The 13,395-nt window shown below is 43.0% G+C and carries 9 protein-coding genes and 2 tRNA genes; all 11 read left to right on the top strand.

Features of this window, described 5'->3' with window-relative positions; translation table 11 throughout:
* The first annotated feature begins 208 nt into the window (after positions 1–208).
* The 11 genes from JMX63_RS12370 to JMX63_RS12325 all read left to right on the top strand — a co-directional run bounded on the left by JMX63_RS12370 (position 209) and on the right by JMX63_RS12325 (position 12,936).
* On the top strand, positions 209–1,258 hold the full coding sequence (locus JMX63_RS12370; protein WP_102094939.1) for an ABC transporter substrate-binding protein: 1,050 nt from the start codon (positions 209–211) through the stop codon (positions 1,256–1,258).
* 77 nt (positions 1,259–1,335) lie between these two features.
* Positions 1,336–2,376 carry an ABC transporter substrate-binding protein gene (locus JMX63_RS12365; protein ID WP_201572654.1) on the top strand — a complete coding sequence of 347 codons (1,041 nt, stop codon included), beginning with the start codon at positions 1,336–1,338 and terminating at the stop codon, positions 2,374–2,376.
* A gap of 441 nt (positions 2,377–2,817) precedes the next feature.
* Positions 2,818–3,717, top strand: a complete 900-nt coding sequence (locus JMX63_RS12360) for an ABC transporter permease (RefSeq protein WP_201572652.1) — start codon at positions 2,818–2,820, stop codon at positions 3,715–3,717.
* A gap of 64 nt (positions 3,718–3,781) precedes the next feature.
* Entirely contained in the window at positions 3,782–4,576 is a 795-nt protein-coding gene (locus tag JMX63_RS12355; protein ID WP_057759272.1) for an ABC transporter ATP-binding protein, read from the top strand.
* A 215-nt stretch (positions 4,577–4,791) separates the two neighbouring features.
* Positions 4,792–7,113 carry an FdhF/YdeP family oxidoreductase gene (locus JMX63_RS12350; RefSeq protein ID WP_201572650.1) on the top strand — a complete coding sequence of 774 codons (2,322 nt, stop codon included), beginning with the start codon at positions 4,792–4,794 and terminating at the stop codon, positions 7,111–7,113.
* A gap of 94 nt (positions 7,114–7,207) precedes the next feature.
* Positions 7,208–8,290, top strand: a complete 1,083-nt coding sequence (locus JMX63_RS12345; protein WP_227673330.1) for a formate dehydrogenase accessory sulfurtransferase FdhD — start codon at positions 7,208–7,210, stop codon at positions 8,288–8,290.
* 785 nt (positions 8,291–9,075) lie between these two features.
* A complete protein-coding gene (locus JMX63_RS12340) occupies positions 9,076–10,725 on the top strand; it encodes a sodium:solute symporter family protein (RefSeq protein ID WP_320157868.1) in 1,650 nt (549 codons plus the stop codon).
* Between the two features lie 84 nt (positions 10,726–10,809).
* The gene (locus JMX63_RS14690) at positions 10,810–10,944 is read left to right on the top strand and encodes a putative transporter small subunit (protein WP_211181310.1); all 135 of its coding nucleotides are present in this window, start codon (positions 10,810–10,812) and stop codon (positions 10,942–10,944) included.
* A gap of 181 nt (positions 10,945–11,125) precedes the next feature.
* Positions 11,126–11,199, top strand: a tRNA-Cys gene (locus JMX63_RS12335).
* Between the two features lie 124 nt (positions 11,200–11,323).
* Positions 11,324–11,410: transfer RNA gene (locus JMX63_RS12330), tRNA-Leu, on the top strand.
* Positions 11,411–11,574: 164 nt separating this feature from the next.
* Positions 11,575–12,936: a tyrosine-type recombinase/integrase gene (locus tag JMX63_RS12325; RefSeq protein ID WP_201510150.1), complete on the top strand. Its 1,362-nt coding sequence runs from the start codon at positions 11,575–11,577 to the stop codon at positions 12,934–12,936.
* Positions 12,937–13,395 lie beyond the last annotated feature (459 nt).

Here is a 13,395-nt window from a genome sequence, read left to right as displayed (position 1 = left end):
ACGATTACTTTATTTAATTGTTAGCCTGCTATCTCAGCATCAACATAGCATTGACTTGGCTAATCTGCATTCTTCAATATCATGGTAAAAAACCAAAGCACACCAAACAGATGAGTAAAATGACTGCTATATAAGTTAGTAGGCTCAATCAGTCTGGCGGTATCTATTTGGTTTTCGCGATTGATATAACCTATGAGTTAACCTAATAATGACTATCGCTTCTACTCTACGCTTAAGCCTATATGGCGTTGCTCTTAGTGCCATTAGCACACTTGGACTAATCGGCTGCTCAAACTCCTCTACCGAGACCGCAGCGACTGCTGAAAATAGCACGGCTACAGACAAACCTGCCAAATCAATTGCCATTACTCAAATCGTTGAGCATCCATCATTAGATGATATGCGCCGCGGTATTATTGATGAATTGGCAGATAATGGTTATGTCGAAGGTCAAAACCTAACTGTTAACTTTCAAAGTGCGCAAGGTAATACAGCGACTGCAGGACAGATTGCCAAGCAATTTGCAGGAGATAATCCTGATGCGATCGTAGCAATCTCAACGCCTTCTGCTCAGTCAGTAGTAGCCGCGACCACCACTATCCCTATTATCTACACCGCTGTATCAGATCCGCTAGGTGCCAAACTCATCACAGCAGATGGCAAGCCTTTTCAAAGCAATTTGACTGGACTATCAAGCCAACTACCGCTAGAACCGCAGTTGGATTTGTTACAGCAGATAAAGCCTGACTTAAAGACCATCGGTTATGTCTATAGCCCAGGTGAGGCAAACTCAGTATCATTGCGTGAGAACCTAAAACAAGCTCTGCCAGCACGAGGTCTGTCACTATTAGACATTCCTGCCAATCGTCCAACGGACATCGGTATGGCGACGCGCAGCTTGCAAGGACGAGCAGATATCATCTATACCTCATTTGACAACAATGTTGCTTCTGCCTTTGAGGCCATGACTCAAGCAGCAAATGAGCTAAAGTTACCGATTATCGCGTCTGATGAATTCAGTGTAAAACGCGGCGCGACTGCTGCGCTTGGTGTTAATGACTATGACTTTGGTCGTACCACTGGCAAGATGGTATATCGCGTGTTAAATGGCGAAGCGGTCAACACCATCAAACCTGAAGTCATGAATGATCTGACCCTATATGTCAGTCCTAAGCACGCCAAAACACAAGGTGTCAGCTTGCCAGCAGAGTTACTAAAAAACGCCATCAATGTTGATATTGATGCCGAAACCAAATAAAAAGTAGTAAGCTATCTATTAGCTCGTCAATTATTTATATAGTGTACGGACACACTATTATTTTAGGAGTAAAACCCATGTTGTCTCAAAATCGTTTTGGTCGTTTTAATTTCGGTAAGGCTTTATTATTAGGCAGTGTATGTACGGCTATCTTGACTGGTTGTAACCAATCAGCGCAAGATGATGGTTCCACTGATGCTGCCGCTAGTGGTGATGCAGCGACAGCTATGAAAACCGTTGCTATTACCGCTATCGTCGAACATCCAGCGCTTGATGATGTACGTAAAGGTGTCATCGATGAGCTAAACGAAGCAGGCTTCAAGGACGGTGAAAACTTAACCGTTAACTTCCAAAGCGCACAGGGAAACACTGCTACTGCTGGTCAGATTGCTAAGCAATTTGTCGCTGATGCGCCAGATGTTATCGTCGCTATCGCAACGCCATCTGCTCAATCTGTTGCCGCTTCTACTAGCAGCATTCCATTGGTATTCTCAGCAGTTACTGACCCAGTAGCAGCCAAACTGGTACCTAAGCTAGATGGTTCTGGCACCAACGTTACAGGCGCATCAGATGCCCTACCGTACGAGCCACAGATTGATTTGATGCGTCAAATCATTCCATCATTAAAGAACGTCGGTTATGTCTATAGCCCAGGTGAAGTCAACTCAACGATTATCTTAAAAAATCTTAAAGAGAAGCTAACACCACTCGGTATCAATGTACTTGAAGCACCTGCACAGCGTAGTAATGACATTGCGATGGCAGCACGTAGTCTCGAAGGTAAGGTCGATATGATCTATACTTCAACTGACAACAACGTGGTATCAGCGTACGGGTCACTTTATCAAATCGCCAAACAAAGTAAGATTCCTCTCATTGCTTCGGACACTAGCTCAGTTGAGCGCGGTGCTGTTGCTGCCTTAGGCGTGAACTACTATGAGCTTGGCCGTGAAACTGGTAAAATTGTCGTACGTATCTTAAACGGTGAAAAAGCAGGTGCTATCCCAGTTTACACTCCACAAGCGCTTGATCTATACGTCAGTCCAAAACATGCTAAAGAAGAAGGCATCACATTGCCACAAGCGATTATCGATAAAGCTAAAGAAGTGGTAGAATAACGCACCTTTGTATTTGGCTCACAATAGCAGGTATAAATAAGATAGCGACACGAATTAATACTGTGTTGTATACCTTAGATATACGGCTAATAATTAAACAAGAAACCCAGCTATGAGTCATTAGGCTGGGCTTCTTGTCTAAACAGAGTCTTTTTTGGAAGCGTGCTTAATAGTGCTGTATTTGTCTGACAATTTATCTGATACTTGTTAAGTAGAGGATAGGTCTATTGATTGCATTGCAGTGCCTTAAACCATCGCTTCAAACCAAGGTAGCTTATGATCGCTGTTAATCGTGATATGTTTTGGTTTACCCTAACCGCAGATTGCTTAATCTGTTAAATTCACCGCTTAGCTGTTTAGCAGGTAGATGATTTTGGCAATTGCCATTTACTTATCTTGGTACCATACGCTAGACACTTGGTTATGACTTACTGATCTCTTATGTCTTTAATTGCTTTTTTTGGTGCGCTTGAAAGTGGTCTGATTTATGGCCTAGTAGCACTCGGTGTGCTTATCTCATTTCGTACGCTCGACTTCCCTGATTTGACCGCTGACGGTAGTTTTCCGTTAGGTGGTGCAGTCGCTGGTATTTCTATCATCGCTGGTATCAACCCATGGTTGGCCTGTGCTTTTGGGATGTTAGCAGGTTCAGTCGCTGGTATCGTCACGGCATGGCTACATGTCAAACTTGGCATCTTGCAACTGCTTGCCAGTATCTTGGTCATGGTTGCCTTATATTCTGTCAACCTACGTATCATGGGCGCGCCAAACCTACCCTTGCTTGGTGAAACCACAGTGTTTAGCACATTGGTGACCGATGGTAATGGTTATTGGATGCGCTGCCTGATTATTGGTGTCGTTGTCGCAGCTGCCATGTTATTTTTGAACTGGTTCTATAGCACTGAGACAGGTCTGTCGATGCGCGCTACTGGCTCAAACCTAAGAATGGCACAGGCGCAAGGTATCAATACCTCGTGGATGACTATCATCGGTATGGCGATTTCTAACGGTTTGATTGCCTTAGCGGGAGCACTGTTTGTCCAGACTCAGGGCGGCGCAGATATCTCAATTGGTATCGGTACGATTGTTATCGGTCTAGCAGCAGTCATCATCGGTGAGACGATCATTCCTGCCAAGCGTATTTGGCTGATCACCTTTTCCGTTGTTGTCGGCGCGGTATTGTACAAACTGTTTATTCAGGTCGCACTATCAAGCGATACGCTACGTAGTATCGGCTTTGGTCCACAGGATTTGAACTTGATTACTGCACTGCTCGTGGTACTAGCCTTGGTATTGCCAAAAGCGAAAACCAAGTTTTTATCACGCAAAGTTCGCGCCTAATGACAGTCAAAGCAGGTGTTTATAACACTTGCTTCGCTTGAAGAGATAATAAGGAATAACGATTATGATGCAAGCCACCGATTTACGGTTGACCTTTAACCCAGGCACGCCAATCGAAAACCCTGCCCTACGTGGTATCAGCTTAAATATTGCTGATGGTGAATTTGTCACTGTCATCGGTACCAATGGCGCAGGTAAATCTACTTTTTTGAACGCCGTAAGCGGTACGACACGCGTCGATAGTGGCTCAATCTTACTAAATGGCATTGATGTGACCAAAAAGTCTGCCCATCAACGTGCGCATTGGGTTGCTCGCGTCTTTCAGGATCCGATGGCGGGCACTTGTGAAGCGCTAACGATTGAAGAAAATATGGCTTTGGCCTACAAACGCGGCGGTAATCGCGGTCTAAAATTTGCATTGAACCAAAACAACCGCGATTTGTTCCGAGAAAAACTATCCGTTTTAAAGTTAGGTTTAGAAAATCGTCTAACCGATCGTATGGGTCTGCTCTCTGGTGGTCAACGTCAAGCGGTAAGTCTGCTAATGGCATCATTGCAGCCTTCTAAGATTTTGCTACTTGATGAGCATACTGCAGCTCTCGATCCAAAGACTGCGGCGTTTGTCTTAGAATTGACTGATAAGATTGTTACGGATAATAAACTGACCACGATGATGGTCACCCACTCAATGCAACAAGCATTGGCACATGGTACACGCACCGTTATGCTGCATCAGGGTCAAGTCGTGTTAGATGTGGCTGGTGACATTCGCAAAGGCATGACCGTACATGACCTACTTGATATGTTCGAGCAAACACGTGGCGAAAAAGTTGAGGATGACAGTTTGATTTTAAGCTAAGTTTTGAGCTAATACTGCTAATGACTTACGACTTATAAATTTGTACCTGTCGAATATAACCATTTCCGACAACCTCAAAAACCTTCAAGAAAATTGATTTTTCTTGAAGGTTTTTTGTTATCTATAGTTAATGATCATATGAACTTCTCACTGGCCATTATATAGTTGTCGTCTATCAAAGCTTCGCCGTTGTCACTTACTATATGAGGTCTGTCATGCGCAAAATTCCTATTTATTCCCACCCTGCTGCTGGTTGGCCTGCGCTGATCTCATCTACCCAAAAGCTAATGGACTATAAGACATTTTTGCGCGGCGGTATAAGTGTATTCAAAAGCAATCAGCCCCAAGGCGGATTTGACTGCCCAGGCTGTGCTTGGCCTGACCATAAGTCACACAAAGCCATCGATGTCTGTGAAAATGGCATTAAAGTCATTGCCAGTGAGACCATGACCCACAAAGCAGATGCCGAGTTTTTTGCAAGGCATACCGTTACTGAGCTACAGGGATGGACTGGTTACGAGCTTGAACATAGTGGTCGTTTATCAGAGCCGATGTATTACGATGCAGCGCAAGATCGCTATGTCCCTATCCCTTGGGAAGCCGCTTATAGCTTAATCTCTGAGCAGTTAGGACAGTTAGATTCACCTGATGAGGTGCTATTTTATACATCAGGCCGTGTAACTAATGAGCCCGCCTTCTTATTTCAGTTATTCGTACGCTGCTTTGGTACCAATAATTTGCCTGATTGCTCAAATATGTGTCACGAGCCAACCTCAGTAATGCTAAGCAGACAGCTAGGTATTGGTAAAGCGACCGTGATGTTAAAAGACTTTGAGCAGGCCAAGCTGATATTGATGTTTGGGCAAAACCCAGCGACCAACCATCCACGTATGCTAGAGATGCTCGCCCATGCTCATGAGCAAGGCTGTCGAATCATTTCAATCAACCCGATGCGTGAGCAAGGTTTAAGCAAGTTCAGAAATCCGCAAAAACCAACACACATGGCAGCTGGTCAAAGCGCTGACATGGTCGATGACGTTATTCAAATTCAAATCGGTGGTGATGCAGCGCTATTGACGGGCATTGCCAAGTGGTTAGTTGAAAACGATAAAATCAATCATGATTTTATTACCACTCATACTTCAGGCTTTGAACCTCTAAAACAGTGGCTAACAAAGCAGTCTTGGGAAGATATCACACTTGGATGCGGTATCACCCAAACAGATATTGTCAATCTCGCTAAACTAGTAGCTGATAGCCCAGCGACGATTTGCACTTGGGGCATGGGCATTACTCAGCACGTGCAGGGTGATGACAATGTCGCGATGATTACCAACTTGCTCCTGTTGATGGGTATGATTGGTATCGATGGCGCCGGTGCCTCTCCAGTGCGTGGGCACTCCAACGTACAGGGCGATCGCACCATGGGTATCCATGAGCGCCCTAGCAAAAGCTTACTAGACAGTTTAGAGCGTGTGTTTGAGCACCCTATGCCGCAAGAACATGGCTACGATGTCGTTACAGGTGCCAAGGCTCTTATCGCAGGTAAATTGAAAGTCTTTATGGGCATGGGTGGTAACTACGCCGTAGCTGCCCCTGATACCAGCGCTATTGAGCAAGCCTTAACCACTACTCAGCTTAACATATTTGTCGGTACTAAGCTCAATGAGACCATGCTATACCCAGGTGCAAATAATTTAATCCTACCTTGCTTAGGCCGTACCGAACGTATTGTCACAACAAAGGGTGAGCAGTTTGCCACTATTGAAGATTCAATGTGTCAGATCGTACCAACTCAGGGCAAGCTCAAACCTGTTAGTGATACTTTGAAATCTGAAGCGCAAATCGTAGCGGATATCGCGACTCATGTACTCGGCGCCGACTCGTCTATTCCTTGGCTTGCGATGAGTGAAGATTTCGATATTATTCGAGACTATATCGCTCAAGCTATTAACGGATTTGAAGACTTTAATCAGCGTATTCGCACCTCTGAGCGTGGCTTTCATTTGTATCATGCGGCGCGTCATCGTGTATGGAATACCGAGAGCGGCAAAGCTCAGTTTGAAGTACCGCAATATCCGATTACTTTTGTCGCAGCACAAATGGCAGCCGCAAACGATATCGATGAGCATGCAGATACAGCACAAAAAGTTTGGCAGTTGACCAGTGTCCGTAGCCATGACCAATTCAACACTATGATTTTTGGGTTTAAAGACCGCTATCGTCAGACGGATCGCCGTGATGTGCTATTCATGCACCCTGATGAAATAAGTCGTTTAGGTTGGCAAAAAGGTGACCGTGTTATGGTCACTCGCCAGCGTGCCAAAGACAGCCTAGAGCAACCACGCGTCTTAGGCCCATTGGTATTAAGTGAGATGGATATTGCCTCTAACGCTGTTGCCGCTTACTATCCTGAATGCAATGACCTCTTTGATTTAGAGACACATGCGCCAGACTCTCATATCCCAGCGTACAAATCGACCACTATCATTTTAGAGCGCGTAGAGGCAAATACATCGATCGCTACGCCTGCGTAAATCATATTGCGGAGGGCCAATGAGAATGAAAATCTCATTGGCTCTATCTCTATATGACCATAAGCACGCCCCTACTTTTAGGCCATGATAAACCGTGATAACCATTGAAGATAACACTGAGCAAAGTGAGGCTCTTATCGACCCCGCTATGATAGATAACTCAACTAGCACTAAGAGTGTTGCTCCTGAATTGCCTAGCGATGATAGGTTGTCAGAGACACCACTTGCTCGTAGTCATTTGGCACACAAACATCATTACCCGTCAATTAGTAGTGGCCCTAATAATGACTCTCATCTTCAAATCGAATCTCAGACCACCAGCTTAGCAGTCGAAGCTGCGGTCTCTATCATCATTAATGGGATTCATTATGCTGTGCTGATGGCTAGTCCTCATCAGTTAGAGTATTTGGCTGTTGGGTTCTTATTTAGCGAAGGATTAATTCAATACAGTCACGAGTTACTCGACTGGGAAGTGACTCACCTTGCAGATATCGCTAGCTACCAGAAGTTCGTTCAAGATTCGAGTGACGAAGATCTTGACTCAGTATCAATTGAGCAAAGCTTAGAACGATTTCAAGATTACGATATCTATGTCGTGGAGTTGGTATTGAGCCAACGCTGCCATCAACGTATACAGGCACAAAAGCGGCAGCTCGCAGGGCGTACAGGCTGCGGTATGTGCGGTATTACTGGACTAACGCAAGCTTTGCCTGATTTAAGTACTTACTCACAAGACCATTTACACCATGAACATAACCGACAGACAGGTATAAATGGCATTCAAACGAGCGCACCAAGTCTTGACTCCCTATTGGCACTGCGTCAACAAGTGGATGCCGCGCAACATACGCATCAACTGACAGGTGCGGTACATGCCGCAGCGACGATACATAATCAGCAGCTACATTTATTCGAGGATGTAGGCCGCCATAATGCACTTGATAAACTCATCGGTTGGCAATTACGCCAAAAAGCAGACGTTAGCTGTGTGCTTATGACTTCGCGTCTCTCTATTGAACTGGTTCAAAAGTCTATTCGAAGTCAAATCCCGTGGCTAGTTGGCATGTCAGCGCCTACCAGTACAGCAGTGCGCGTGGCTGAGCGTTATGGCCTTGGATTGGCTGGATTTTTACGTGATAACCGAGTCACTTACTATACCAAACAAGATAATATATAAAAATTCACTTCTACTTGTTCATTGAGAGCAACCATCATCTATCGCTCATTATCTATTTTTCTAATGAAAGCTTCAGCTAACCATTCATGGTTATAACTTAGCTCATAGCGATATATCACTCGATGCTACTAATAATAAAACCTTATCTTTCAATACTTTATTAAAAATCTTATTAAATCTCTTTAAATAAATACTTATATATCATCTTCGGTCATTGTTTGGTAAATATCGGATAATGTTTGAGGTTAATGACATAATAGGTTACTCTTATCCCGCAAATATGTTACAGGCACTTAACAAATATGTAGTTTTATTTATTAATGCCGCTTAGTAACACATCAATCGCAATAGATGAGTAGAGATTTCTCAGCTATTGTTTATTACAGCTGATAAGGCTGTCTAAATCGAGTTCGGGTCATTTTATCATGGCTTAGTGCTTATTCGTAATTCCGCTATAGACACTCATCACATGAGTTTTCTTTAGCATGTAGCTACCTTTGTGTATGCCTATTAATAGCGTGATGGTTTACCCATTAACTGACGCCTATTGAAAGTAGTCCCTGTCTTTTTGATTTGACAGTATCTGTCTCATTAAGATTTGGGCGTAACACTTAGCATTTGCTTACCACTGCAGTTGGTATTTTCGCTATTTATATTAGCCACATACGTTCGGTATGAGGACTGTGTAGGCTATACTGTATTCCTTATGGTTTGGTATCTTTCATTTTTGCTGAACTTTATTCATCAACTAACAATTGCGAGGTCTGAGTTTGAAAACTGAGTCATTGTTCCAATTTTCATCATTAACGATTATTTTATTATTATTAGCATTTTATGGCGGCACCTATTTACTGTCCTTATTAATCAAAAAAGATAAAGAGACCACTTCTGGATTTATGGTCGCAGGTCACGGTGTTGGCTTTGGTATGGGTGCAGCCAGCATGACCGCCACTTGGATTTGGGCAGCCTCATTTTACGCTGCGGCCACCTCTGGCTATAAGTACGGCGTATCAGGGCCGATACATTATGGCTTTTGGGGTGCATTGATGATTTTATTCATCTACCCTTTTGGTATGCGCTTTCGTGAATTGGCACCAGATGGCCATACACTAGGTGAACTGATTCATGCCCGCCACGGTTCATCAAGCCAATTAATCTTAGCCATATCCAATATTATGGGCAGTTTAATTAGCTTGATGGTCAACTTTACCGCTGCTGGGGCATTGGTGTCAGTCCTGTCGCCATTATCGTTCCAAACAGGGGTAATGATCGCAGGTATCGGTGTCCTGAGTTATACATTGACATCAGGGTTTCGAGCATCTGTCTTTACGGATTTCGCCCAGTTGGTCGCTCTAATGGCCATTGGCATTGTCATTATTCCCGCCGTGTTATTTGGCATGGGTGGCCCTGAGGTTATGGTCAGCGGGCTGTCGAACCTGACGTTAGAGCAGCAGAACTTTTTCTCCTCTGAGGCATTCTTTCAACAAGGTGCGCCTTACTTCGTCGCTGTATTAGCATATGCTATCGGTAATCAAACCATCACTCAGCGCCTATTTGCGATTGATAAAACTAAGATTAAAGCGACGTTTATCACTGCTACAGTCGGCTATGCTGGTATCGTTATTGGTCTTGGGATGATTGGACTAATGGCGGTAACGATTGGCGTGGAGCCACTCGATGGCAATATGAATAACCTCATTCCTCAAATGGTCAGTACTTATTTGCATCCTGTCTTTATCGCCTTATTCTTTATCTTAGTGATTGGGTCGTTGTCCTCGACCGCTGACTCAGATTTATCAGCGCTATCAACCATTATGATGGCGGATGTCTACGGTAAAAATATCGCCAAAAAAGGCCATGTTAAACCTAAAACAATGATGCTAATTGGTCGCGGCACGATGATTGTTGCGACAGCAGCTGGACTAATTTTTGCGAGCTTTAAGCTTGATATTCTCGTCATGCTAGTGTTCGTTGGGGCACTATGGGGCGCTATCGTCTTCCCTGTTATCGCCAGTGTATTTTGGAATCGCGTCACCAATACTGCCTTTACCTCAGCAGTTATCGTCGGACTACTCTTATTTTGCGTTGCCCGTTTCGAATTACTTCCAATCACTGGTGTCACCGCCCTATTCTTTGAAATACTGGCCAGTGTCGGTGCAGCAGTTGTTATTGGGCTAATGGTCTTTGGGTTCTTAGGTCGTAAGATTGGCATGGTAGCCGCAGCCATTACGCTAGTGCTGATGCTTATTTTCGCTACTGGCTTCTTACGTCAATATATGGTCCTGCTAGCCTCTCTAACAGCTTACGGCGCTAGTACCGTCGTCTGTGTGATTATCAGCTTGATGGGAGATGAACACTTCGACTTCGACTTAATTAAGCAGCGCGTGGGCAATTACGATAAAAAGTCGGAAATCCCATCGTCACTTAAATCTTAAACTAAAGTCGCTTTATCCGAGTAATGATTAGTCAGGAGTATCTGGCTAATCGCTACTTACTTAGCAATATTATAAGGAGATATCATGGACAACGTTTTTATCTACGGCTTATATATCTTAATTTGGCCTGCCATTACTCTTGGCGTACTCGTATTAATTTGCACGGCCACTTATCGTGATGTGAAAAGTGCTAAACGTGACAATAGAGATATAGTTTAGCGCACTATATTTTAAACAATCATCATTACACGCTGGTTTACTGACGGCTTGAAAAAGCCTATTAATAGCATAAATGTCCTGAAATTGGTGCTAAATATAGATAAGATAATAAATAAGCTGTTTTTAATTAAAAAAGGACTTGTAATTTACTATATTTTTGCTAATATAGGCGACCTTGATTGGCTGGATGGCAGAGTGGTCATGCAGCGGACTGCAACTCCGTTAACGCCGGTTCGATTCCGACTCCAGCCTCCAATTATTTATTAACTTTACGTTAATTTTGGCTTGCATTATTATCACAACCGATTATAATAGCGACCACTTATCTAGTAACTAGATGGTCTATCAGCTAGTTTACATCTTAGATAAAACAAGTTTTGCCCGGGTGGTGAAATTGGTAGACACAAGGGATTTAAAATCCCTCGCTAGCAATAGCGTGCCGGTTCAAGTCCGGCTCCGGGTACCATTACATAGTCCTATACTATCTTATAGAACAGCTAAAGCCCCTGATATCAGGGGCTTTGTTGTATCTGGCGTTCTATACTGTCCTATGAATCTATCCTAATCCATGCACTTTGAGTATACTGTCAAGTATACCGAGTTTTGAGTCTACTCATAGAGATCTAGGATATGGAAAGAAAAGCGATCAGTTCAGACAGAAGCATCAGCAGCCATAAGCCTGAAGATAAGAAGTACTTCGTTGCTGTCAAAAATCATCCCAAACTATTCTTAATGGTACGTCCTACTGAGACTAAGTCATGGATGTACCGCTACTACCCTCCTTCAAATTCTAAGCAAAGTATTATATCCATTGGTATATATCCAAGTATCTCGTATGCACGTGCGTGTGAGGTTTGGCGTGAATATGAAGACCTGTTAAGCAAAGGTATTGACCCAAAATTTCATCGTGAAGAAATAAAGAAAATTATTATTAGTAAAACTAAAAACTCTTTTAATCATTTTGCTTGGGAGTATTTTGATAGCTTAGATCAGACTCAGAAAAGTAACACCCTCATTCGTAAGAAAGGTCGTCTTGATCTTATATGCAAATATATTGGTGACGAGCCAATCAGCGATATCACCTCACCTAAAATGCTTGAAGTGCTATTAGACATCCAAGCTAAGTCATTAAACAAGGATGGTAAGCCCACAGACAAGGCTGAACGCTGTGCTGGCATTGCCAGTGATGTGTTTGTCTATGCTGGGGCACGAGGTTTCTGTACGAGTGATCCTGCGGCGCTCATTAAGAGCCAATTAGCTAAGTCAAGTTATGGTCATCGTCCTGCGGTTACTAAACCAAAGGACTTGGCTAAATTACTTAACGCTATCGAAACAATAGAAGGTGACCCAAACACCATAAATTCCCTTAGGCTATTAGCGCTTCTGTTTGTTCGCAATGGTGATTTAAGACGTATGAGCTGGGCTGATCTAGACCTAGAAACTGGCAGATGGCGATTAAAGCCATTGAAGGGGCAAGGCAAGGTAAACATGGTCAAAGACATGGTCGTTCCCCTACCTCGTCAAGCCGTAGCTATATTGAGTGAACAACAAAAAATTAATGGTCATACTGAATACGTATTTTTTAGCCAGACGGCAAAAAAGCATCAGATCATCTCTGATGCGACAGCGAATAAGCGGTTAAAGGATTTAGGCTATAAAGATATACATTGTGCTCATGGCTTTAGAGCGACAGCGAAGACCATCCTACAAGAGCAGTTAAAGTATCCACTTGTGCTTGTAGAGATGGCATTGGGTCATACGACGAAAGATCCTAATGGAACCGCCTATGGTCGATTTGAATACATTGATGATCGTAGTAATATGATGCAGAAGTGGGCGGACTATTTAGATGCTTTGCGTGAAGGTAGAGATACGGCAGAATTTAGAGCAGATGCCCAAAACAAGTCTGATTCTACTACCCATCTGCAAGCGTTGATTGACCAGCTGGGAGAGGATAAGGTTTTAAGGATACTTCAAGCTGATGTAATGTGAATATAGGTAAAGCCAGCTGTATTATTAACATTAGTCAAATATATATTATTAATAGAAACATTTTTAATTCATGAATTATTTTGTTAGCTATAAAAGCTTTTGTAACACAGCCTTTAGACAGATTTGTATCTCATGATTATTTATGTGTAGTATATAAATATAAGTGTTTATAAATAGCGTGTAAAACTACCACATAACAATAATTTAAGAGAATTTATTATGATAGATAATTTGAACAAAAAGTCTTCAGCTAATAAAACTGGGGCAGGTAAGATTAAATTCGGCGGCATGAATGGTGGCGATTCTGTAATATCATCTTTAGCTAGAATAAGATATAGTCAATCCACAATAAAACTGGAACAGCCCATATCCTGAAACAGTTTAGGCAGATTATTCTCCATCCACCCTTGTCGTAGAAACTTTGCTTGCGCCCATTTCTTTTCAATAGGGTTCAGATCA

It is taken from the genome of Psychrobacter nivimaris, assembly GCF_904846365.1.
Lineage (GTDB): Bacteria > Pseudomonadota > Gammaproteobacteria > Pseudomonadales > Moraxellaceae > Psychrobacter > Psychrobacter nivimaris_B.
The sequence above is the reverse complement of the archived record's forward strand: the minus strand, read 5'-3'. Positions and strand labels throughout refer to the sequence as shown.